Origin of the sequence: Falsiroseomonas sp., from assembly GCF_051860665.1 — a bacterium.
Classification (GTDB): Bacteria; Pseudomonadota; Alphaproteobacteria; order Acetobacterales; family Acetobacteraceae; genus Falsiroseomonas.
In genome coordinates this window covers 155,516-177,972 of the sequence record NZ_JBHYDM010000010.1, presented here as the reverse complement: position 1 = coordinate 177,972, position 22,457 = coordinate 155,516, and the positions used below count along the sequence as shown (strand labels likewise).

Below are 22,457 nucleotides of genomic sequence, written 5' to 3'. Positions count from 1 at the left end.
TGGCATCGAGCCGCGCCGCCGCCAGGGGGCCCGCCGCCGCCAGCCCGACCGCCAGCGCGGCCGCGCCCAGTGCCGCGGCCGGGCGCGCCGGCCGTGGTGGCGCGCGCCTGTCATCCGCCAGCGCCACGCCAGCATCCTGCCGGAAGGGCAGCCCGGCCAGCACCAGCAGCAGCAGGACGACGGAGAAGAACACCCAGCCATAGATCAGGTGATCCGCCGCCGCCGCCTCCGCACTGCCCAGGTGATGGCCCAGCAGCACGATGCCCAGCGCGCGGATGCCATTCGCCAGCACCGGCACGCCGAGCGCCAGCAGCATCACCAGCAGCCGCCGCCCGGGGCTGCGGAACATCACCAGCGCATAGAGCGCGCCGAAGGCGAGCGCCGCGATCAGGAAGCGCAGCCCGGCACAGGCCTCGGCCACCAGGAAGGTGCCGGCCGGAATCTCGATCACCAGCCCATCGGCATAATGCGGAATGGCGAAGGCATGCAGCCCGGCCAGGATCATCCGCAGGGTCACATCCTGCAGGAAGGGCGTGGCGAATTCGCCGAAGGGCACCAGGAAGATGAGATAGGCCAGCGGGGCGGCCATCGCCCGCGCGATGCGCCAGCCGAGCACCGCCGGCACCAGCACCCAGACCAGCCCGATCAGCACCAGCTGGCGGCCCTCCATGATGCCCAGGCGTTCTGCCACCAGCCAGGCCAGCGCGCCGCCCAAGGCAAGCAGCGCGAAGGGCAGCGAAGGCTGCGGCGAGAGGGGAGCGAGCCGCTCCCGCCGCTGCCAGGCCAGCCAGATGGCGATCGGCAGCACCAGCCAGCAATGGGTATAGGCCTCCGACCGCTCCCAGGTCGCCAGCGCGGCCACGACCTCCGCGCGGAACAGCAGGCCGAGCGCCAGCAGGCCCAGGCCGAGCCCCGCCAGCGGCAGCGCCCAGCCCCCGTCCCGGGCGGCGGCGGGGCGCACGGGCAGGGTCACGTTCATGCCGCAACCCGCGCCCTTGGCACGGGAAGCACCGCATCCAGGCGCCGCAGCGTCGCGCGCCAGTCGTGGCCTTCCGTCACGGCGGCGCGGGCGCGGGCGCCGAGGCCGCCATGCTGGCCGGCGAGCACGGCGCGCAGCGCCTCCGCCATCGCCGTGGCGCCTTCCGCCACCAGGAGATCGCGGCCCGGCCGGGCACGAACGCCCGCAAAAGCCTCCGGGCTGGCGACCACGGGGCGGGCCATGGCCATCGCCTCCAGCACCTTGTTCTGGATGCCGCGCGCGATCCGCAGCGGCGCCACGGCGCAGGCGGCATGCGCGATCCAGGGCTGGATGCGCGGCACCGCGCCGGCGACATGCACGCCCGGCAGCGCGGCGAGGGCGCGCACCGCCGGCGCCGGATGGGCGCCGACGATATGGAATTCCACGCCCGGCAGATCCGCCAGCAGCGGCATCACACGATGGGCGAACCAGCACACCGCCTCGATATTCGGGCGGTAGTCCATGGTACCGGTGAAGACGATGGGACGGCTGCCGGCGGCATAGGGGCTTCGCGTCAGCTGCGACGGATCGAAGGCGGAGAGATCGACGCCATTGTCGGCATGGTCCACCCGGCCCGCCACCTCCGGCGCCATGCCGCGGAACTGTGCGGCCTCGGCGGCGGAGACAAAAAGCGTGCGGTCGAAGGCCGCAGCGGCGCGGCGTTCGAAGGCCAGCAGCGTGCGCGCCTCCCGCGCCCAGACCTGGCGCATCGGCCACCTGGCACCCGCCGCATAGGCGCGCCATTTTTCCGAATCGACATCGACCATGTCGAGTACACGGACAAGGTCTTCGCGCTGCGCCTCGGGCCGCATGACATAGGGCGCCATGGCGGAGGAATAGACGAAGATCGCGCTGTGCCGCCGCGTGGCCAGCTGCGCCTGGGTCCAGTCCCATAACCCCGGCTCATGAAACCAGCCCAGGCTGAGCGGCAGGCCGGGCCGGCAGCGCAGCAGGGCGCGCAGCGCCGCCTGGCGGCGGCTGCCGGTCTCGCGCACCTCCACGCTGGCGCAGCGGGCTTGCAGCACGGGCAGGTGGCGCAGGTCCGCCGGGTCATCCACCAGGCAGCCGAGGTCGATGTCCCAGCTCTCCGCCAGCCGGTCCAGCATGTGCCAGGCGCGGATCTTGTCGCCCTTGTCGGGCGGATAGGGGATGCGGTGGCAGAGGAAGAGCAGGCGCGGCCGCATCAGCCGAGGCCCCGCACGATCTGCGGCCCCAGCAGGTTCGCCACCTGCAAGGGCAGGCGGCGCCAGGCCGCGATCATCAGCCTGAATTTCGGATTGGCCGGATTGTTCTCCGCCAGCCGTGCGCCCTGCCGCAACTGGTAGCAATAGTGCAGCGGCTGGGCCGCAAAGCCCCAGTTGCGCTTGAAGTCGAAGGCGCCGCTGCCGGCCTTGCTGCGGCCGAAGTCGAAAATGCGCGCGCCGCGTTCGGCACCGGCGCGGCGCATCACCTCCCAGTAGAGGAAGTCGTTTGCGGCAAGACCTCGCGCCGCGGGCGTGCCGCCGCCGTAATAGGGCAGCACCTCGTCCCGGAAGTGGAAGTTCAGGACGGATGCCACCGGGCGATCCTCGTGCAGCACCGTGGTGACGTCATGCGCATCCGGGAAGGCTTCGCCCAGAATACGGAAATACTGCTCGGAAAAGACGGGCGTGCCGAGGGCATGGACCATGCGGGCATAGACATGGTGCAGCGTGCGCGTATCGGTGTTGGAGACGCTGCGCAGCCCGTTGGAGATTCCCTTGCGCACCATGGCGCGCTGCTTGCGCGGAATCGCCTTCATGTCCGTTTCGGCATCGCCGGTGATGGCGCGCCGGAAGGTGTGGTGCAGCGCGGGGCGTTCGTCCCAGCCGGCATCGGCCACGTCGCGGCGGCGGAATTCCAGGCTGGGCACGCCGGTGCGGCGCATCAGGTCCATGGCATAGGATTCGAGCGCCGCGGCGGCCTCCGGCGTCGCGGCCACCGGGCCGCCATAGACGCAGAAGGGCGTCGAGATCAGCGCATCGCCGAAGAGCAGCGTCTTCATCCGCGCCAGCGGCAGCACGCCCACAATGGCGCCGTCCTGCTCGGCATAGGCGTAGTGCGTGGCATGGCCGAAGGCGCGCCGGATCACCTGGCGCCAGGGCGCCAGGTGGAAGAAGGTGGCGTCCGGCATGCGATGCACGAAGGCGTCCCAGGCCGCATGGGCGCCTTCGCTGGCGCCGTCCTCAAGCTCGATGATCCGCACCATGCTCAGCCCGCCATCGCGCGCAGCTTGGCGGGCATCGCGGGCTCGCCGAGCTCCGCCGCGAAGACATCGGTCATGCTGCCCCAGGCGAAGTCGCGCAGCAGGCGATCGAGCCGCGCGCCCATGCTCTGCAGGCCGGTATAGTGGCGGAAGCGCGAGAGTCGCTTCGCCTGCCAGACGCGCGGCTGGTCCGGATCCAGCTCCCAGGGATGGAAGTAGAAGATCCCGCGCCGTCCCTCCAGCTGGTTCACCCGCTGGAGCCCGGCCTGGAACAGCCGGTAGGGCGCCAGCCGGAACCAGCCGCCGCCGGAACAGGGCAGCGATCGGCCGAAGGCGCGCACCGTCGTCATCGGCAGTTCCAGCACGCCATCGGGATGCGGCCGATGCGGCCCGCGCGGTGCATCCGGCGCGCCGTAGAGGTCGTGCTTCACCGGAAAGATGGAGGAGGAATAGTGATAGCCCTCCTCCGCCAGGATCGCATGTGCCCAGGGCGTCTGCGGCCCGATGGAGAAGGTCGGCGCGCGATAGCCGCGCACGGCGACCCCGCCCGCATCCTCCAGCAGCCGGCGCGCGCGACGGATATCCGCGCGAAAGGCCGCGGCGCCGATCACATCCACCCGCTCATGCCCATGGCCGTGGCTCGCCAGTTCATGCCCCGCGGCGACGATGCGCCGCACCAGCGCGGGGTAGCGCTGCGCCACCCAGCCCAGGGTGAAGAAGGTGCCGCGCACCCCGGCCTCGGCGAAGCGCTCCAGCACCTGCTCGGTATTCGCCTCGACGCGGCAGGACAGATAGTCCCATTCCTCGCGCGGAATCGCTTCCGCGAAAGCCTGGACCTGGAACCAGTCCTCCACGTCGACGCTCATCGCATTGCGCAGGCGTGTGTCCCGACGCGGGATCTCGTGCAGGTTCACCGATGCGCCCTCCGACCGCCGCCGAATAGATCGGCCATCTGCTGGAACACCCGCTCGCGCCGCGCCGTCAGGTTCTCCAGCGCCTCGACGCGGCCCTCGATCTCGCGCAGCACAGCCCCGGCCTCGGGCGCGGGCATGCCGAAGACCTGCGCTGCCATGCCGCCGCCCAGGTCCTCCTCGAGCTCGATCGCCGTCGCCTCCACAAGCTGCGTGGTCAGCACCGTGGCGTGTTCCAGCGCGGCGCCGAGCAGCACGCGGGAGCAGAGGCGGTTGATGCGGCGCGGGATGCCCTCGCTGTGCCGATACACCAGGTCCAGCGCTGCATCCTCCCAGCGCGGATGATCCAGCCAGCCCACCGCGCGCATGCGGTGCTCGACATAGGCATGGGTTTCCTCGCGCGACAGCGCGCCCAGGTGGTAGCAGGCCAGTACGCGCTGGCGCAGCTGGTCGAGGTCCGGGCTGGCCAGCGTGCGGCGCAGCTGCGGCTGGCCGAGCAGGATGGTCTGCATCGGCGCCTGGCCGCCCTCCGTCACGTTGGAGAGCATGCGCAGCTCCTCCAGCGCCGGCGGCGCCAGGCCCTGCGCCTCATCCACGATCAGCAGATAGCGCCGCCCGCCGCTGCGCAGGGCCGCGGCGATGCCGCGCAGCACGGCGGCCTTGTTGCCCTCCGGCTCCGCGCCGAAGGCATCGGCCACCAGCCGCAGCAGGTCGTCGCCCTGCACCTGCGTGGTGCTGACGCGCGCCACGGCGAAGCCTGTCGGGTCCAGCTGGCCACACAGCCGTTCCACCAGCGTGGTCTTCCCGGCGCCCACCTCTCCGGTGACGACCACGAAACCCTCGCGCTGCGCGATGCCGTAGAGCAGATGCGCATAGGCACGCGCATGCACGGAGCTTTCGTAGAACAGCCTGGCGTCCGGCGTCATCTGGAAGGGATGCGCCCGGAATCCGTAGATCTCGCCTAGCATCGCGGGCTCCTAGAAGGTTTGCCGAAGGCCGATGAGGATGTAGTTCTGCGTCGCGGTCTCGTTGCTGCCGGCGGTCTCACGCCGGCTGCTGGCCAGTTGCAGGGTCAGCGCCGTCCGTTCGCGCAGCTGATGCACGAAGGTCAGGCTGGCGCTCAACGTCGTGCCGTCCCCGCCCAATTCGCTGCTGCTGCGGCCGTATTGCAGGAAGGCGATGGCATCCGTCGCCGGTGTCAGCGCATGAGACCAGGTGAAGCTGCCGGAGGTGCCGCGCTGGGCGAAGCTGCTGCCGCCCTGCGCCACGGAAACCGGACTCCGCTCCTCCCGCGTCACGGTCAGGGCGAAGATGTCGCGCGGCCAGGTCTGCACGATGGCGGCCGAGGCGCTGCGCACGCGCGCAAGGCTGTTCTGGGTGCCGAGGAAGGACCCGCTGAAGGGCCGCGCCACGGGCAGCCCGGTCGCCAGGTCGATCGGATTGCCGAACTGGTCGAGCGAGGTGGTGGAGAGCAGGTCCGCCGCATCCAGCGCGGAGCTGCTCAGCCGCTCCCCATAGCGCGCCGAGACGCGCGTGCGCCCACCGACCGCGAGGCTGGCATCGACCGAGAGGGCGTTGAACCCGTCCCGCCGGCCGTAGCGCAGCGTCATACGGCTGGATTCGGAAAAGTCCAGCCGCGTGCCCACGGCCCAGACCGGCTCGCTGATATCGATGCCCGGCGTGCCAGCAAAACGCTGCTGCTCGTAGCCGCCTTCCACCAGCAGCGCGACGCCGCGCAGGATGGCGTAGCGCGCCTCCACCGTGCCGATGCGGCGATAGGCGCCGTCCAGTACGCCATCGCCGATATAGGAGGTGGCTTCCAGCCGCCCCTCCATCGCCAGGCGGCCGAAATCGGGGCCGGTGCGCAGCACCGCATAGCCCTGATGCGCGGTGAAGGACTGCGCCACATCGCCGCGCTGCAGGCCCGGCTGCAACGCCAGCGCGCCATCGCCGCCGGACTGGTCGACCGATTGGAAGGCATAGCCGATCTGCGCCGTCGCGGTATCGCCGAAGCGCTGCACGAGATAGGGCGAGACCTGGAAGCTGGTGGTCTGCAGACGGTCGCGTTCTTCCGCCACCGCGCTGGATTCCGGCGCGAAGCCGCCCGTGACGCTCTGCACCGAGGAAGCGCCACGCAGGTCGAGATAGACCCGGCCTGGCACCAGGCTGGCCAGGGCCTGGCCATTGAAATTGTGGTCGAGCCGGTCCTCGTCGCCATTCTCCGCATGGAAGCGGGCGCTCGGCGCATAATTCAGCACACCCTGCAGCCGCGCCGTCTCCGCCGAGATGGCGACGCCCGGCTCGATGGTGGTGAAGACGTCGCCGCTCTTGCCATTGGCGCTCTGGCGCAGATTGTCCGTCGCCACCCCCTGCACCGAGAGGCTGGGCCTTATGGTCCAGGCGCGAGCGGGCTCCGCCGGCGCGGCCGGCGTGCCGGTGACGGGAAAGCCGAACTGGCCGAGCCGGATCGGCGGCGCGGCGGAGCCTTCCGTCGCGCCGCCCCGCTCGGCCGTGGCCGCGGCTTCGGCCGCGGCACGGACCGAAGGCAGCGAACCCGGGCCGGTCGCATCGGGCAGCGGCGGGCTGGCGGCCAGCGCCGGGCTGACGCCCAGCGCCAGCAGCAGCGCCAGCGGGGGCGCGCAAAGGGCCCGCTCAGCCATCGGCGCAGGCCGCAGCATCGCCAAAACTGTCATCGCTGCTGAGGCGGCTGCGGTTCAGCACCAGCTGCAGCACCGGGCAGGCCTCCAGCACGTCCAGCGCCGCTTCCACCGCATCGCGCGGCGTCGCCTCCGCCTGCACCACCAGCAGCACCTGACCGACCGTGGCGGCCAGGGCCGGCGCATCGCTGGAGGCCAGCGCGGCCGGCGTGTCCAGCACCAGGACATGGCGCGGCAGCGCCACCGCCAGCGCGCGCAAGGCGGCGACCAGCGCGGCGCCGCTGGGCGCCGCCTGGCCCGGCTGGCGCGCGCCATGCGGCAACACGGCAAGCCCCGGGATCGCGGTGCTGCACACCAGCAGGGCGACCGGCTGCGACGGATCCTGCGCCAGGGCCCGCAGGCCCATGGCCGGCGCCAGGCCGAGCCGGCTCGTCAGCGCCCCCGCACCGCCATCCACATCCACCAGCAGCACCGGACGGTCGCCCGCCGCGGCCAGGCTGGCGGCCAGGTTCAGGGCGATGAAGCTCTTGCCCTCCTCCGGCCTCGCGCTGGTCACCATCACGGCCTGCCGCGCGCTGCCCTGGCGCGCAGGATCGGGCGGTGGCATGGCGCGCAGCACCTGGTGCTGGATCAGCGTCAGCTCCTCCACCAGGCGCGGACGTGTCTCGGCCTGCGGCGTGAAGGCCAGGCCCGCGGCGCGCAGCGCCTCCAGCCCCACGGCCGGCGGTGGCGCGACGGGCGGCGTGGCAAAGCCCTCCGCATTTCGCGGCACTTCGCGCAGCACGGGGTCCGCCGGCGGCGCCGCCTCGCCGCCCCGAAGCGGCCCCATGGCGGCCACGGCGCGTTCGGCCAGATGGCTGCGCGGTGCGATCATCCCGGTCATGCCAGCAGCATCCTTGCAATGATGCGTGGCGCATCCGCGAGCACGGCGCCGAAGGCGAGGAACAGCAGCACGAGCCCGCCGGCGAAGCCGATGCCGGAGAGCAGCGCCCCGCGCCGCGGCGGGGCGGAGACGGCGCCCAGCACCGGCAACCCGATGCGGCGCAGATCCGCCAGCGTGTAGAAGCTGCGATCGAACTGCATCAGCAGCAGCACCAGCCCGAGGCCGGCGCCGAGGCCCACCACCAGCACGCCGGCGGAAAGCAGCAGGCGATTGGGCGAGACCGGCTGCGTCGGCCGTGTCGGCGGGTCCACCACCTCCAGCTGGACGCGGTCCGAACTGTCCCGCGCGGCGCCGGCCAGCTGCAGCGATTCGCGCCGCGCCAGCAGCTCCTCATAGTTCCGGCGCAGCACGGTGTAGTCGCGGTCCAGGTTCTGGAACTGCGCCTGCACCTGCGGCGCGCTGCGCGCGATCTCGTCCAGCCGCTCCACCTCCGCCAGGCCCTCGCGCTCCTGCCGCTCCAGCGAGGCGATCTGCGATTCCGCATCCACCAGCCGCACGCGCATCAGCTCCAGCGCCGGATTTTCCCGCGCGGCGGCCGGGCGTGCGGCGCCGCCCCCGCCACCGCCGCTGCGCGCCGCATTCACCACGCCGATCGCGGCCCGCACATCCGGATGCTGGTCCGTGTAGCGCAGCCGCAGCTCGGCCAGCGCCCGCTGCGCCTCGGCCAGGCGGCCATTGCCGCCGCCGCTGGACGCCACCGGGGCCGGCGCCTCGGCCACCGTTTCCAGCTGCTGGCGCGTCAGGTCACGGCGCCGCCGCGTATCCTCCAGCTCGCCCTGCACCTGCGTCAGCCGCGCGCGCGCGGATTCGAGGCGGGAGGATCCGCCGAGCGCCTCGGAGGGCAGGATATCGATGTAGCGGCTGCGGAATTCCGCGCGCCGCCGCTCCGCCTGGCGCAGCTGCACCTCGTAGGAGGCGATCTGCTGCGAGACGAAGTCGCGCGCATTGTCCATCTGCTGGCGATCCGTGATGGTCGCCGCCTCCATGAACAGGTTCAGCGCGGTGGCCACCACCTCATGCGCCAGCCGCGGATCGCGGTCCTGGAACTCGATGGTGAAAAGATTGCGCGTCTGGGTGCGGATGCGGATATCGGCCGCCAGGCGGTTCAGCACGCGCTCGCGGCTCGCCTCATCCTGCACCTGCGCCTCGAGCCGCGTGCGGGCGATGATCTTCTCCAGGTTGGGACGCGAGAGCAGCGTGCGCTGCAGCGTCTCCACCTGGCTGGCCGGGGAGCTGTCGATGGCGATGCCGCGCAGCAGCAGGCCGAGGATCGCATCCGCATCGGCATAGACGCGGGTGGTGGAGGCATATTGGTTGGGGATCAGCGCAACCCCCGCCCAGCCGCCAAGGCAGACCACCCAGGCCAGCGCCAGCGCGCGCCAGCGATGCCGCGCGCCGGCCGCCAGGGTGCGACGGAGCAGCCCGTGCAGGTTCACGGTCAGAACCAGCCCTGTGGGATGACCAGCGTATCGCCCGGCCGCATCGCCACGTCCTGCGAGATATCGCCGGAACGCAGCAGGTCATCGAGCCGCACCGGGATCACCTCGGTCGCCGCGCCATTGGGCGGGCGGCGGATGATCTCCGCGCGGTTGCCGGCGGCGTAGCGGGTCAGGCCGCGGGCGCCGATCATCACGTCCAGCAGGCTCAGCCCCTCGCGATAGGGGATAGCCATGGGCTGCGTCGCCTCGCCGATCACGCGGATCTGGCGGTTCGGCTGGCCGATGAAGGACTGCACCATGACGGTGACATTCGGCTCCCGCACATAGGCCTTCAGCTGCGCCTCCAGCGCGCGGGCGAGCTCGGTGGGGCTGCGGCCCGCGGCCTCGATATCCGGCACCAGCGGCAGCGAGATGCGGCCATCCGGCCGCACGGGCAGGGCCTGGGCGCTGAGTTCCGGCGCGCGATAGACGAAGACGTTCAGCGTATCGCCGGGGCCGATCAGATAGCTGCTGGCGGCCGGCTGCTCGGAGCTGGACGGCGGCGGGCTGGCGGGGGTCGTGGCGCAGCCGGCCAGGCCGATGGCGAGCGCGGAGGCCGCGAGGCCTGCGAAGCGGAAGCTGTTCATGCCGATGGCCCCTGGCTGGCTGGAGAGGATGGGGCAGATGGGCCGGGAGAACCCCGGACGGGCTGCGCCTCTGGACGGCAGGAGCGATACAAAACTGCGCCGGGCAGCGCCATCTAGATTTTGGATCCGCGTATTTAACTTGGGCGCAATTTCGGAGAAAAAGCTGCCGCCTTGCGGAAAATCATGGGAGTTCGGTCGAAGAGGCTTACGCCCACCGCAGTTTTCGCCCATATTCGTGTGAATTATCTCAATTACAATATTTTGTGATTATTATTCGGATCACAAACGGCGCGCCCTGCCGCATGATGTCCCGCGACGAGGGCAATTCTCATGACGAATCTATTTGGCCACGGCGTGCGGTCCGAACTGCTGGCGCTCTGCCTCGGCGAGGCGGGCGCCATCTTTCTCTGCGTCCTGGCGCTGCTGGTCGGTGCCGGTCCCTTCGCTGCCGCGGAAGGCCTCGGCCCCGCGATGCTGCTGGCCGCCGCCACCGCCTGTGTCGCCCTGCTGGTGGCTGGCGCCGTCGGCCTGTACCAGCCGGGCACGCTCGCCGGCCTGCGCGCCACGCTGCTGGCCGGCCTCGCCGGCACCACCATCCTGCTGCTGCTGGCCGTGCTCGCCCTGCAATTCACGGAGGGCGACGGCATCTCCACCGTGCAGCGCCATGCGCTGATCGCGGCGATGCTGGGCACCGCGCTGGCCATCCTGCTCACCCGCCTCGGCTTCGCCCTGCTGCGCCCGCCGCTGCGCCGGGTCGTGCTGGTGGGTGCCAAGGCCAAGCCAGGCGGCTACCAGCCCTTCGAGGTCACGCTCGCCCTGCCGGTGGGAGAGGCACTCACCCAGGCGCTCGTCAGCGGCCGCATGCGCGCCTGGCGCATCTGGGCCGTGGTCGCGCAGGGCTCCGCGCCGCTGCCACCCGCCATGCGGGCAAGATGCGCCGCGGCGGGGCTGCAGGTCTTCACCGATGCAGAGTTCAGCGAAGAGGGGCTGAAGCGGCTGGAGCTGGAAAGCCTGCCCGCCGGCTGGCTGGACGGCGCCAAGGCCGGCCGGACCACGCCGCTGGAAGCCGCCGCCCGCCGCGGCTTCGACATTGCCGTGGCGGGCGCCCTGCTGCTGCTGACGCTGCCGCTGCTGCTGCTGACCATGCTGGCCATCAAGCTCGACAGCCGCGGACCCGTCTTCTACCGCCAGGAACGCATCGGCCTGAACAACCGACCCTTCATGCTGTTCAAGTTCCGCAGCATGGTGACGGATGCCGAGGCCGGCGGCGTGGCGCGCTGGGCGATCCGCGGCGATCCGCGCGTCACCCGCATCGGCCGCTTTCTGCGGCTGACTCGCATCGACGAGATCCCGCAGGCCATCAACGTGCTGCGCGGCGACATGTCCGTCGTCGGGCCGCGGCCGGAACGCCCGACCTTCGTGGCGCAGCTGGGTGAGATCATCCCGCACTACCACGACCGCGCCATCGTCAAGCCCGGCATCACCGGCTGGGCGCAGGTGAACTATCCCTATGGCGCCTCGGTCGAGGAGGCGCGCATGAAGCTGTCCTACGACCTCTACTACGTGCGCCGGCGCAGCCTGCTGCTGGACCTGCTGATCCTGCTGGCGACGGTGCGCGTGGTGCTGTTCCAGGAGGGCGCGCGCTGATGCCGGGTCGGAAGCGGTGATCACCGGCGCCTCCCAATGGCTGCACCTGGCCGCGGCGGCCCTCTGCCTCGGCTGGGCGGCGCTGATCCTGCTGGGTGGCCGTGGCCGCGCCGCGCTTCCGCTGGCGCTGGCCTGCATGGCCGCGGCGGGCTGGGCGGCCGCCGTCGCCGCGCAGCCGCGCATGCCGCTGGATGGGCTGGCCGGCGCGCTGGAGATCCTGCGCAGCGCCACCTGGCTCGGGCTGCTGCTGCTGCTGTCGCGCCGGCATGGCGGTGCCACGGCCGCGCCGCTGGCGCTGCGCTTCGGCGCCGCGGGTGGGCTCCTCACCATGCTGGCTTTGGCGGCGCTGCTGCCGGCGGCGCCGCAGCTGCCGACGCTGGGCTCGCCCGGGCTGATGGCACGCCTCGGCCTCGCGCTGCTGGTGCTGCTGGTGGCTGAGAATCTCTACCGCAATGCGGATCGCGCCGCGCGCTGGCACGTCATCCTGCCCTGCCTGACGCTGGGCGGCCTTTCGGCGCTGGATGTGGTGCTGCATGCCGATGCGGCGCTGCATCGCTTCTACGCACCCGCACTGCTCGATGCGCGCGCCGTGCTGACGGCGCTCGCCATGCCGCTGCTGGTGCTGGCCGCGCTGCGCGACCGCCGCTGGCGACGCAACCCGCCCGTCTCCCGCCAAGTGGTCTTCCATGGCGCCACGCTGATCATCGCCGGCACCTTCCTCACCGGCGTCGGCGCGGTGGGCGAAGGGTTGCGTCGCTTCGGTGCGGATTGGGGCGGCGCGGCGCAGGTCAGCCTGCTGGCCGGCGCGGTGCTGGCCATCGCGGTGGCCGCTTCCTCCGCCTCCATGCGCTCCCGCCTGCGGCGCCGCATCGTGGACCATTTCTTCGCCGCGCGCTTCGACTATCGCGCAGAATGGCTGCGCTGCGTGGCGACCCTTTCCGCCCAGCATGCCGAAGCCGAACAGCGCGCCATCATCGCCGTGGCGGATCCGGTGGACAGCCCGGCCGGCCTGCTGCTGCTGCGCGACACGCCCGCGGCGCCGCTGCGCTGGGCGGGGTCCTGGAACCTGCCGCCGGAGCCGCTGGAGCTGGCGCCGGACCATCCGCTGGTCGCGGCGCTGGGCGATGGCTCCCGCATCGTCACGCAAGTGCCGCGGGACCTTGGTGCGCTCTGGCTGGCCGTGCCGTTGCGCCACCACCAGGACGGGCTGCTCGGCCTGGTGCTGCTGGCCCCGCCGCGCGCCAGCTTCCGGCTGGATGCGGAGGCCTTCGACCTGCTGCGCGCCGTGGGGCGGGAAGTCGCGATGTTCCTGGCGGAGCGCCGTGCCGCGGAACGGCTGCAGGACCAGCGGGCGCTGGCCGAACACGCCCGCCGCTTCGCCTTCGTGGCGCATGACGTGAAGAACGTGGCAAGCCAGCTCACCCTGGTTCTGGCCAATGCCGAGCACAATATCGCGGATCCGGAATTCCAGCACGACATGCTGCTGACCCTCGGCGCCTCCGCCCGGCGCATCCATGCGCTGATCGCCAGGCTGCGGCAGCCCGAACCGGCACAACACCCCGCGCTGCTGGCACCGCTGGAGACACTGCGGAAGATCCTGCGCGAAGTGGCGCATCCGGTGGAGCTGCAGGCGGAGACCGCCGATGACCTGCGCGTGGCCATTCGGCCGCAGGATCTTGGCGCCGCGCTGCGCCACCTGCTGGACAATGCGATCGAAGCCTCGCCGCCCGCCGTGCCGGTGCGCGTGACACTGGGACGGCAGGCGGGGCGCATGGTGCTGGACATCACCGATCGCGGCCCGGGCATGACGCCGGAATTCATCCGCGACCGGCTGTTCCGCCCGCTGGTCTCCGGCCGCGCCGATGGCCATGGCATCGGCGCCTGGCAGGCGCGCGACCTGCTGCGCGATGCGGGCGGCGACCTGCTGGCGCTGAGTGCGCCCGGCGCCGGCACCACCATGCGCCTGACCCTGCCGTGCCAGCCCCAAGCCCCCGCCTTGCAGTTGCAGGAGATCGCGGCATGACCAAGCCGAAGCTGCTGATCGTGGAGGATGATGCCGGCCTCTGCGCGCAATACCGCTGGGCCTTTCCCGCCTGGCGCGTCGTCATCGCGAACGACCGCCGGCAGGCCGAGGCCATGGCGAAGCGCGAACAGCCCGCCGCCGTGCTGCTCGACCTCGGCCTGCCGCCCGATGCCGAGGGCGTCGCGGAAGGCTTTGCGACACTGGCCGCACTCCGCGCCCTGGCGCCGGGCCTGCCCGTGATCGTCGCCAGCGGACAGGGGCAGCGGGAGACGATGTTGCGTGCGGTCGGCCTCGGTGCCTACGACTTCTGCGAGAAGCCGGTCGATCTCGACGTGCTGCGCACCATCCTCGGCCGCGCCCTGCATGTCCGCGCCCTGGAGGAGGAGAACCAGCGGCTGGCCGCCGCGCCGCGCCCGAGCCCGATCGCGGACATCATCACGGCCGATGACTCCATGCTGAAGCTCTGCCGCAGCATCGAGCGGCTGGCCACCGTCTCCGTCCCCGTGCTGCTGCTGGGCGAAAGCGGCACCGGCAAGGAAGCCCTGGCGCGCGCCCTGCACAGCCAGGGCCCGCGTGCGCCAAAACCCTTCATTGCCCTGAACTGCGCGGCGATCCCCGAGACGCTGCTGGAGAGCGAGCTGTTCGGCCATGAGCGCGGCGCCTTCACCGGCGCGGTGCGGCAGGTGACCGGGCAGATCGAGGCGGCGAATGGCGGCACGCTGTTCCTGGATGAGATCGGCGACCTGCCCATGTCCCTGCAGGCGAAGCTGCTGCGCTTCCTGCAGGACCAGGTGATCGAGCGCATCGGCGGCCGCACCCGGATCCGCGTCGATGTGCGCGTCGTCTCCGCCACCAACCAGCCGCTGGAGGAGCTGGCGGAGACCGGCGGCTTCCGGCAGGACCTGCTCTACCGCCTGAACGCGCTGACGCTGCGCGTGCCGCCGCTGCGCGAACGCGGCGACGATGCGCTGCTGCTGGCGCGCTGGTTCCTGGCCCGCCATGGGCAGGAGGCGCAGCGCCGCCTGCGCGGCTTCGACGACACCGCGCTGGCCGCCATCGCGGCGCATCCCTGGCCCGGCAATGTGCGCGAGCTCGGCAACCGCATCCAGCGCGCCGCGCTGATGGCGGAGGGTCCGCTGGTGAATGCCGGCGATCTCGAACTCGCCGCGGCCGAATCACCGGCAGTGGCGGAGGATCTCGACCTCCGCGCTGCCCGCGCGCGGGCGGAGCGGGAGATGATCGGCCGCGCCCTGTCGCGCGGCAATGGCAGCCTCTCGGCCGCCGCGCGGCTGCTCGGGATCAGCCGGCCCACGCTCTACGACCTGCTGGAGACGCATGGGCTTTCGCCGCAGCGCGCGGAACCCGCCACCTCCTGCCAGACTCCCTCCTGAAGGCACCCCCCATGGCCCGATTCCACAGCCTTCCCGCGCTGACCCTGGCCGCGCTGATGGCGGCCAGCGTGCCGGCCTTCGCCGATGCGCAGGATCGCGCACGCACCGCCACCGCCCGCGGCGAGCTGCGCGCGGCACAGATCGAATGGCGCAATGCGGTGCGCGAGCAGCCCGAGAATGGCGCGATGCGCATGGGCCTGGCGGAGGCCAGCCTGCTGCTGGGCGATGCCGAGACGGCGCAGCGGGAAGCGCGCGCCGCACTCGAACGCGGCCACGACCCCGCGGCCGCCACCGCCTTGCTGCTGCGCAGCTACCTGGTGCAGGGCCGGGCGCGCGACCTGCTGGCCGATTTCCCGGAGGTGCAGTCCCCCCCCGCCGTCGCGGCGCAGGTGGCCACCGGGCGCGCCCTGGCCCAGCTCAGCCTGGGCGACCTGGCCGCAGCGCGCAGCTCCGTGACGCTGGCCGAGCGGCTGGATGCGGCGGCGCTGGAGACCAGCCTCGCCGCCGTCGCGCTGGCCGTGGCGGAAGGCGACCGCGCGGCGGCGGAGGCGCGGGTGGACCGGCTGCTGGAGACGCATCCCGAGGCTGACGAGGCCTGGTTGCGCAAGGGTTCGCTGCAGATGGACCGCGGCGACCGCGCCGGCGCCATCGCCAGCTTCGGGCGGGTGATCGCACGCGCACCCGCCGACGTGCCGGCGCGGCTGCGCCGGGCCGATGCCCTGCTGCGCAGCGGCGATGCGGCGGCGGCGGCGGCGGATCTCGACGCCGTCCTCGCCATCACGCCGAACCACGCCACGGCGCTGTATCTGCGCGCCATGCAATTCGTCAGCCAGCGCAACTGGGCACCGGCGGATGCCACCCTGCAGCGCATCTCCGCGCAGCTGGCGAATTTCCCGGACGGCTTCCTGCTGCTGGCGCTGGCCAAAGGCGGGCTGGGCCAGCGGGCGCAGGCGGAGGATGCGGCGCGGCGCCACGTGGCGCGCTGGCCAGATGATCCGCGCGGCGCGCGGCTGCTGGCCGGCATGGCCATGGCCGATGGTCGGCACCGCGAGGCCGTGGCGGTGCTGACCCGCGCGACCCAGAACCGGCCCCGCGATGCGGAGCTGTATGACCTGCTGGCCCGCGCGCAGACCGCCATCGGCCAGCCGCGCCGCGCGGTGCAGGCGCTGGAGGAAGCGGCGCGGATCGCGCCGGGGGATGCGGCGCTGCTGACCCGCCTGGCCGTGGCGCGCATGGCGGCCGGCGATGCGCGGGGCGCGCAGGGTGCGGCGGAAAGCGCGCTGGACCTTGGCCCACCGCAGCCTGGGGCGCGGGAGATGCTGGCCGCCGCGGCGCTGGCGCGCGGGGACCTCGATGCTGCTGCGGCGGAGCTCGCGCAGCTGGATGAGGCGGCACGACACGGCGAGATGGCGGGCGTGCTGGTCGGCACGCTGCGCCTGGTGCGCCTCGACCTGGATGGCGCCCGCGCCGCCTTCGAGGGCGTGCTGGCCCGCCGCGCGGATAGCGCGCCGGCCCGGCTCGGCCTGGCGCGGGTGCTGGTGCTGCAGGATGCGGCGGCGGAGGCGGTGCCGCTGCTGGGCGCCGTGCTGCAGGCGGCACCCGGCAATGCCGAGGCCGCGGCGCGCCTGGCCGCGCTGGCGCAGCGACAGGGCCCGGTGGCGGAAGCGGCGGAAGCGGCGCTGGCTGTCGCCCAGGCCGCGCATCCCGCCGCCGCGCCGCTGGCCCTGACGCGCGCCAATCTGCTGCTGCAGCGGCGCGACTTTTCGGGCGCGTTCGCGGTTCTGGATACGCCGCCGCTGCGCAACCAGCGCGGCGCGGCGCTGCCGCTTGCGCGGTCCGAGCTGCATGCCGCCGCCGGCCAGTTCGAGGCGGCGGAGACCGCGGCGGCGGAGGCGATGGCGGAGGACCCGGCCTCCCTCCCCGCGCGCCGCCAGCGCGCCCTGCTGCAGCGGCGCGCCGGCGATGCGCGCGGGGCCGAGGCCCTGTTGCGCGAGGGGCTGCGCGCCAGCCCGGGCGAGCCGGTGCTGCAACAGGCGCTGCTCGGCATGATCCGGGAGACGGGCGGGCCGGAGGCGGCGCTGGCGGAAGCCGCGCGCATGGCACGCCAGCCGCAGGCCGGCCCGCAGGCCCCTGCCCTGCCCGGCGACGTGCTGATGGGCCTGCAGCGCCATGTGGCGGCCGCGGAGGCCTATGCGGCGGCGCAGGCTGCCGTGCCGAGCGCGACGCTGGCGCTGCGCGAGGCCGCCGCCTGGCGCGCCGCGGGCCGCATGCCGGAGGCCAGCCGCGTGCTGGAGGAATGGGTCGCGCGCCATCCGGAGGATCCGGCCGCGCAATCCGCCCTGGCGCAGCTGGAGCTGATGGCCGGCCGCCAGGCGCCGGCGGAAGCGCGACTGCGCCGCGTGGTCGCGGCACAGCCCGAGAATGCGCTGGCGCTGAACAACCTGGCCTGGGTTCTGGGCGAACAGGATGAGGCACGGCTGGCGGAGGCGCGCGGCTTCGCGGAGCGCGCCTACTACCTGCTGCCCAATGCCGAGACCGCGGATACGCTCGGCTGGATCCTGGCGCGCAGCGGCGAGCCGAGGCTCGCGGTGATGCTGCTGCGCCAGGCGGTCGCCGCGGGTGGGCAGCTCGGCGCCGGCTACCACCTGGCCCATGCGCTGCACCAGGTGGGCGATGCGGAAGGCGCGCGCCGCGTGCTGGCGCCGGTGCTCGCCGCCGCCACCGCCTTCCCGGAACGCGCGGCGGCCGAGCGGCTTCGTGCCACGCTGGCGAACTGACACGCCGCGATGCGCGATGCCGTCTTCCTGCTGACCATGGCCGGCCTGCTGCCGATCGCGGTCTTCCGCCCCTTCGTCGGCGTGCTGCTGTGGTGCTGGATCTCCTTCATGAATCCGCACCGGCTGGTCTATGGCTTCGCCATGGAACAGCCCTGGGCCGCAGCGGTCTTCGCCGCGACGCTGCTGGGCTGCGTGCTGGCGCAGGAGCCGAAGCGGCCGCCGCTGAATGCCATCACCGCGCTGCTGGTGGCCTTCCTCGCCTGCATCACCCTGACCACGCTGGTCGCGGCGGGGGATCCGGCGCAGGTCTGGCAGAAGTACAGCGCCGTCAGCAAGGTGCTGCTCGGCCTGCTGCTGACCGGCGCGCTGCTGACCGATCGCTGGCGCATCCATGCGCTGATCTGGGTGATGGTGATCTCGATCGGCCACTTCGGGGTGCGCGGCGGCATCTTCTCCCTGGTGACCGGCGGCAATTACCGCGTCTGGGGTCCGCCCCAGACCATGATCCACGACAACAACCACCTGGCCGCGGCCATGCTCGTCGCCACGCCGCTGATGAACTACCTGCGGCTGCAATCGCGCCACGCCCTCATCCGCTTCGGCCTGGCCGCCGCCATGGCGCTGACGCTGCTGGCCTTGATCGCCAGCTATTCGCGCGGCGCCCTGCTCGGCCTGGCGGCGGTGGCCGTGACGCTGTGGTGGCGCAGCCAGCGCAAGCTGATCTCGGCCGCGGTGCTCGCCGTCGCGCTGGCCGGCGGCATCACCTTCATGCCGCCGCAGTGGATGGAGCGGATGGAGACCATCGGCACCTATCAGGAGGACGGCTCCGCCATGGGCCGGCTGGAGCTGTGGAAGATCTCCTGGCAGCTGGCGCTGCGCAATCCGCTGACCGGCACCGGCTTCACCGGCCCCTACAATCAGGCCGTGGTGGATACCGTGCAGCCGGATGGGCCGGCGCGCGCCGTGCACAGCATCTGGTTCGAACTGCTGGGCGAGCAGGGTTTTCCCGCGGCCTTCATCTGGCTGGCGCTGATCGTCACCGGCGCCATCTACGCGCAGCGCATGGTGCGGCTGGCGCACGGACACGCGGAGCTGCGCTGGGCGCATGACCTGGGGCGCATGTCGCAGGTTTCGCTCGTCGCCTATCTGGTGGCCGGCACCTTCCTGTCGCTCAGCTACTGGGACTTCCTCTGGACCCTGCTGGTGGTGATCGGCGCCGCGCATGTGCTGGTGCGCCGCGCCCTGGCGGCGGCGCCGGAGCCCGTATCGCAGCGGGCCGCCGCCCAGGGATGGCGCCCCAGGGGCTGGCGCACCGCATGAGCCCGAGCGCCAAGGAACCGCCGCATGGATGGCCTGTATTTCCTTTCCACCCTGCTCGGCGTCGCCTGGCTCTGTGTCTGGTCGGCGCGACAGAAGCCGGGAAGCACCGGCGCCTGGTGGCCCTTCGACATGCGCGAGGAGGCGCAAGCTGATGCCCCCGATCCAGACCTTGCTGGAGCGCCCCGCGCCGCGCGCCCAGGCCCCGCGCCGGCCCGCTGGCGCGCTGCGGCTGCTGACCTTCAGCACGCTCTACCCCAACGCGGCGCAGCCGCATCATGGCGTCTTCGTGGAAAACCGCCTGCGCCACCTGGTCGCAGGCGGTGAGGCCACCAGCACCGTGCTGGCGCCGGTGCCCTGGTTTCCCTTCGGCAACCTGCCCTTCGGCGGGCCGCGGGTGCAGGCCTGGTCGCGCTATGCCGGCATCGCGGCGCAGGAAAGCCGGCATGGGATCGCGGTGCATCACCCGCGCTTCGCCGCGCTGCCCGGCCTCGGCATGTTCACCGGCCCGGCGGCGCTGCATGCGGCGGCGCGCGGCGCGCTGGCGCGGCTGATCGCGGCCGGCCACCGCTTCGATGCCATCGATGCGCATTACGCCTATCCCGATGGCGTCGCCGCCATTCGCCTCGGCCGCGAATTCGGCCTGCCGGTGGTGATCACCGCGCGCGGTTCGGACATCTCGCAGCTGCCAGATTACCGTCTGCCGCGGCGGATGATCCAGCAGGCGATCCAGCGTGCCGCGGCGCTGATCGCCGTCAGCGTCGGGCTGAAGGACGGGCTGGTGGCGCTTGGCGCGCCGGCCGGCAAGGTGACGGTGCTGCGCAATGGCGTCGACCTCGCAGCCTTCCGGCCCACCGGCGACCGCATGGCGATGCGGGCGGCGCTGGGCCTCGGCGACGGGCCGCTGCTGGCCTCGGTCGGCCACCTGATCCCGCGCAAGGGGCACGACCTGGTGATCCGCGCCCTGCCGCTGCTGCCCGGTCATGCGCTGATGGTGCTGGGCGAGGGGCCGGAGCGCGACGCGCTGCTGGCGCTGGCGCGGCGCCTGGGCGTCGCCGACCGCGTGCATCTGCTGGGCGCGCAGCCGCATGCCGATCTGCCGCGCTACTACAGCGCCGCGGATGCGCTGGTGCTGGCCTCGGCGCGGGAGGGCTGGGCGAATGTGCTGCTGGAATCCATGGCCTGCGGCACGCCCGTGGTCGCCAGCCCCGCCTGGGGCAGCAGGGAGGCCGTGCGCAGCCCCGCCGCCGGCCTGGTGATGGAGGAGACGACGCCGGAGGCGATCGCGGCCGCCACCCGACGGCTGCTCGGCCTGCGCATCGATCGCGCCGCGACGCGCGCCTATGCCGAAGGCTTCGGCTGGGAGGAGACCACGGCCGGCCAGCTCGCGGTTTTCCGCGAGGTGCTGGCATGCGGCTGACGCGGCGCGGCCTGGGCGGGCTCGGGGTCGCCGCCCTGGCGCCCTCCGCCGTCCTGGCGCAGGCCGGCGTGGTGCGCAGCCTGCCGATGCCCTGCCTGTCGCAGCAGGGCGATATCCTCGGCCTGGTGCTGGAAGGCCGCGGCGCGCCGGCCGGGCGCGTCGTCACCTTCGGCCAGGTCTTTGCACAGGGCGACCTGCCACGGGGCGCCGGGCTTGCGGCACGGCTGGCGGACGGCAAGGCGGTGCCGCTGCAGGCGGATGTGAAGGTGCGGCATGTCGATGGCTCCGCCCGCTTCGCGCTGCTGGCGCTGGCCGCGCCTGCCCTGGCCGCAGGCGAGCAAGCCGGCGTGGTGCTGCACCGCGGCCCGGCCGTCGCCGCTGCGCCCTTCGCGCCGGACCTGTCCCGGCGCAGCGCCATCCTGCATCTGGCCGACCAGCGACTGGATTTGATGGCCGGGCTGCGCCAGGCGCTGCGAGAGCCGGCCGCACTCTGGCAGGCCGGCCCGCTGGCCGTGCAGGCGCGCATCATGCAACCGATGCTGGTCGGCCGCGTGACCTCGCTGCGCGTGGTGGCGGACCTCACGCTGACGGCGGATGGCGCGATCGCCATCGACCTCTGGCTGCGCAATGACGGCGCCATGCGTCCCGGCGGCGGTGCCCTCGCCTATACCGCGCGCCTGCTGCTGGAGGGGCGGGAGGCGCTGGTGGCGGAACTGGCGCGCCACCACCACTACACCGGTTGGGGCCGCCTGCTGCGCAGCGGCCCCACGCCCGCCTTCGTGCGGCCCGATGCGACCTATCTGGCGGAGGCCGGCGCCACGCCGCGCTACGATCTTTCGACGGGCGTCGAGGCGCGGCTGCTGGAGTCCATGGGCCAGCGGGCGCGGGAGGCGGCGTGGGCATCTGCGCTCGGCCCGCGCTTCGTCACGCAGCAGATGGGCCGCACCGGCGGGCGCGCCGATATCGGGCCCATGACCATGCCGCAGGCTGCCTGGCTGCAGACCGGCGACCCGCGCGCCGCCGCCTTCGCCATCGGCCAGGCGGAGGCCGCGGGCAGCATCCCCTGGCACTTCTGGGATACCGAGGCCGGGCGCTGGATGGACACCCGGCGCTGGCCGGAGCTCTGGACCGATGGCCGCGGCGGCGCCGCGCCCGGCGGGCTGGCCCAGCCGATCGCGCAGGATACCGGCTGGAGCCTGGCTTCCTCGCACCAGCCCGACCTGGCAACCCTGCCTTGGCTGCTGACCGGCCGCCGCGCCTTCCTGGATGAGGTGCAGGCCCAGGCCTGCTGGTGCGTGCTGGGCCAGTGGCCGCGCGCCCGCGGCACCGCCGGCCAGCCCGGCCTGGCGGAGGGGGTGAATGTGGTGCGCGACAACCAGGTGCGCGGCGCCGCCTGGTCCCTGCGCCAGCTCGACAATGCCGCCTGGGCCAGCCCGGAAGCGGAGCCGAATGCGGACTGGCTGCGGGAGGTGGCGGCGGCGAACTGGGGCTGGATCCGCCAGCAACTGCCGCGCTGGACCCGCGCGCAGGGCGAGGCGCAGGGCTGGATCCCCGGCGAATACGGCAGCCCGGGCCTGCTGCCACCCTGGCAGCAGGATTATTTCGCCGCCATCGCCGCCGCCGCCGCGCGGCGCGGCAATGCGGATGCGCAGGCGGTGCTCGACTGGATGACGAATTTCCTCGCCGGACGTTTCCTGATGGGGCCGCAGGGTTTTCCGCCGCATGACGGCGCCGCCTATCTGCTGGCGATGCAGGCTGATGCCGATGCGCGCAATCCGCTGCGCAGCTGGCGGCAGATCGGCGCGGCAACGCGCGCCGCCTCGCTGTCCAACGGCAATGGCTGGAGCAAGACGGAGGGCGACTACGCGCAGCTCGCGCTGCAATCCCTGGCCGCGGTGATCGATGCCAGCGGATCGGGCGCGGCGCGCGCGGCCTATGACTGGCTCTCCCAGGCCGGCGCGCCCTTTACAGGCGTCGCGGATTATCGGCGGGACCCCCTCCTGAACATCGTGCCGCGGGGCCGGCCGCGCGTGCCGAACGACATGCCGCGCTGCCGGTAGCGTG

The 22,457-nt window shown here is 72.8% G+C and carries 16 protein-coding genes; 7 read left to right on the top strand and 9 right to left on the bottom strand.

What is annotated here, in order from left to right; translation table 11 throughout:
• From xrtA to ACTIF1_RS12905, 9 genes are all read right to left on the bottom strand, one after another.
• Window positions 1-979 (bottom strand): exosortase A (gene xrtA / locus ACTIF1_RS12945; protein WP_439596844.1); only part of this gene is annotated, 979 nt, incomplete at its 3' end.
• Window positions 976-2,202 (bottom strand): TIGR03087 family PEP-CTERM/XrtA system glycosyltransferase, encoded by a 1,227-nt coding sequence (locus ACTIF1_RS12940; protein ID WP_439596843.1) that lies wholly within the window; start codon window positions 2,200-2,202, stop codon window positions 976-978. The genes ACTIF1_RS12940 and xrtA, both read right to left, overlap by 4 nt.
• Window positions 2,202-3,245 (bottom strand): FemAB family XrtA/PEP-CTERM system-associated protein, encoded by a 1,044-nt coding sequence (locus tag ACTIF1_RS12935; protein ID WP_439596842.1) that lies wholly within the window; start codon window positions 3,243-3,245, stop codon window positions 2,202-2,204. The genes ACTIF1_RS12940 and ACTIF1_RS12935 overlap by 1 nt, the downstream gene beginning before the upstream one ends.
• A 2-nt stretch (window positions 3,246-3,247) precedes the next feature.
• A complete protein-coding gene (locus ACTIF1_RS12930) occupies window positions 3,248-4,108 on the bottom strand; it encodes an XrtA system polysaccharide deacetylase (protein WP_439596841.1) in 861 nt (286 codons plus the stop codon).
• 44 nt (window positions 4,109-4,152) lie between these two features.
• Window positions 4,153-5,121 (bottom strand): AAA family ATPase, encoded by a 969-nt coding sequence (locus ACTIF1_RS12925; RefSeq protein ID WP_439596840.1) that lies wholly within the window; start codon window positions 5,119-5,121, stop codon window positions 4,153-4,155.
• 9 nt (window positions 5,122-5,130) lie between these two features.
• The gene (locus ACTIF1_RS12920; protein WP_439596839.1) at window positions 5,131-6,813 is read right to left on the bottom strand and encodes a TIGR03016 family PEP-CTERM system-associated outer membrane protein; all 1,683 of its coding nucleotides are present in this window, start codon (window positions 6,811-6,813) and stop codon (window positions 5,131-5,133) included.
• Window positions 6,806-7,693, bottom strand: a complete 888-nt coding sequence (locus ACTIF1_RS12915; protein ID WP_439596838.1) for a hypothetical protein — start codon at window positions 7,691-7,693, stop codon at window positions 6,806-6,808. The genes ACTIF1_RS12920 and ACTIF1_RS12915 overlap by 8 nt, the downstream gene beginning before the upstream one ends.
• Complete coding sequence (locus ACTIF1_RS12910; protein ID WP_439596837.1) at window positions 7,690-9,189, bottom strand: XrtA system polysaccharide chain length determinant; 1,500 nt, start codon at window positions 9,187-9,189, stop codon at window positions 7,690-7,692. Before ACTIF1_RS12910 ends, ACTIF1_RS12915 begins: the two co-directional genes overlap by 4 nt.
• 2 nt (window positions 9,190-9,191) lie before the next feature.
• Window positions 9,192-9,818, bottom strand: coding sequence for an XrtA/PEP-CTERM system exopolysaccharide export protein (locus ACTIF1_RS12905; RefSeq protein ID WP_439596836.1), 627 nt, complete (start codon window positions 9,816-9,818; stop codon window positions 9,192-9,194).
• A gap of 330 nt (window positions 9,819-10,148) precedes the next feature.
• Here ACTIF1_RS12905 and ACTIF1_RS12900 point away from each other — a divergent pair, with 330 nt between their 5' ends.
• The 7 genes from ACTIF1_RS12900 to ACTIF1_RS12870 all read left to right on the top strand — a co-directional run bounded on the left by ACTIF1_RS12900 (window position 10,149) and on the right by ACTIF1_RS12870 (window position 22,453).
• Window positions 10,149-11,465 carry an exopolysaccharide biosynthesis polyprenyl glycosylphosphotransferase gene (locus ACTIF1_RS12900; protein WP_439596835.1) on the top strand — a complete coding sequence of 439 codons (1,317 nt, stop codon included), beginning with the start codon at window positions 10,149-10,151 and terminating at the stop codon, window positions 11,463-11,465.
• Window positions 11,466-11,481: 16 nt separating this feature from the next.
• Complete coding sequence (prsK, locus tag ACTIF1_RS12895) at window positions 11,482-13,488, top strand: XrtA/PEP-CTERM system histidine kinase PrsK (RefSeq protein WP_439596834.1); 2,007 nt, start codon at window positions 11,482-11,484, stop codon at window positions 13,486-13,488.
• A complete protein-coding gene (prsR, locus tag ACTIF1_RS12890; protein ID WP_439596833.1) occupies window positions 13,485-14,879 on the top strand; it encodes a PEP-CTERM-box response regulator transcription factor in 1,395 nt (464 codons plus the stop codon). The genes prsK and prsR overlap by 4 nt, the downstream gene beginning before the upstream one ends.
• A gap of 11 nt (window positions 14,880-14,890) precedes the next feature.
• Entirely contained in the window at window positions 14,891-17,656 is a 2,766-nt protein-coding gene (gene prsT / locus ACTIF1_RS12885; RefSeq protein ID WP_439596832.1) for an XrtA/PEP-CTERM system TPR-repeat protein PrsT, read from the top strand.
• A 9-nt stretch (window positions 17,657-17,665) separates the two neighbouring features.
• Complete coding sequence (locus ACTIF1_RS12880) at window positions 17,666-18,976, top strand: putative O-glycosylation ligase, exosortase A system-associated (protein ID WP_439596831.1); 1,311 nt, start codon at window positions 17,666-17,668, stop codon at window positions 18,974-18,976.
• Between the two features lie 151 nt (window positions 18,977-19,127).
• The gene (locus tag ACTIF1_RS12875; protein WP_439596830.1) at window positions 19,128-20,393 is read left to right on the top strand and encodes a glycosyltransferase family 4 protein; all 1,266 of its coding nucleotides are present in this window, start codon (window positions 19,128-19,130) and stop codon (window positions 20,391-20,393) included.
• Complete coding sequence (locus tag ACTIF1_RS12870; protein WP_439596829.1) at window positions 20,384-22,453, top strand: hypothetical protein; 2,070 nt, start codon at window positions 20,384-20,386, stop codon at window positions 22,451-22,453. Before ACTIF1_RS12875 ends, ACTIF1_RS12870 begins: the two co-directional genes overlap by 10 nt.
• Window positions 22,454-22,457: the final 4 nt, after the last annotated feature.

What these genes read in the sequence shown, in the direction of transcription:
- ACTIF1_RS12940 (WP_439596843.1), bottom strand. Translation starts at nt 2,202, where the DNA reads ATGCGGCCGCGCCTGCTCTTCCTCTGCCACCGCATCCCCTATCCGCCC.
- ACTIF1_RS12935 (WP_439596842.1), bottom strand. Translation starts at nt 3,245, where the DNA reads ATGGTGCGGATCATCGAGCTTGAGGACGGCGCCAGCGAAGGCGCCCAT.
- ACTIF1_RS12930 (WP_439596841.1), bottom strand. Translation starts at nt 4,108, where the DNA reads ATGAGCGTCGACGTGGAGGACTGGTTCCAGGTCCAGGCTTTCGCGGAA.
- ACTIF1_RS12925 (WP_439596840.1), bottom strand. Translation starts at nt 5,121, where the DNA reads ATGCTAGGCGAGATCTACGGATTCCGGGCGCATCCCTTCCAGATGACG.
- ACTIF1_RS12920 (WP_439596839.1), bottom strand. Translation starts at nt 6,813, where the DNA reads ATGGCTGAGCGGGCCCTTTGCGCGCCCCCGCTGGCGCTGCTGCTGGCG.
- ACTIF1_RS12915 (WP_439596838.1), bottom strand. Translation starts at nt 7,693, where the DNA reads ATGACCGGGATGATCGCACCGCGCAGCCATCTGGCCGAACGCGCCGTG.
- ACTIF1_RS12905 (WP_439596836.1), bottom strand. Translation starts at nt 9,818, where the DNA reads ATGAACAGCTTCCGCTTCGCAGGCCTCGCGGCCTCCGCGCTCGCCATC.
- ACTIF1_RS12900 (WP_439596835.1), top strand. Translation starts at nt 10,149, where the DNA reads ATGACGAATCTATTTGGCCACGGCGTGCGGTCCGAACTGCTGGCGCTC.
- prsR (WP_439596833.1), top strand. Translation starts at nt 13,485, where the DNA reads ATGACCAAGCCGAAGCTGCTGATCGTGGAGGATGATGCCGGCCTCTGC.
- prsT (WP_439596832.1), top strand. Translation starts at nt 14,891, where the DNA reads ATGGCCCGATTCCACAGCCTTCCCGCGCTGACCCTGGCCGCGCTGATG.
- ACTIF1_RS12880 (WP_439596831.1), top strand. Translation starts at nt 17,666, where the DNA reads ATGCGCGATGCCGTCTTCCTGCTGACCATGGCCGGCCTGCTGCCGATC.
- ACTIF1_RS12875 (WP_439596830.1), top strand. Translation starts at nt 19,128, where the DNA reads ATGCCCCCGATCCAGACCTTGCTGGAGCGCCCCGCGCCGCGCGCCCAG.
- ACTIF1_RS12870 (WP_439596829.1), top strand. Translation starts at nt 20,384, where the DNA reads ATGCGGCTGACGCGGCGCGGCCTGGGCGGGCTCGGGGTCGCCGCCCTG.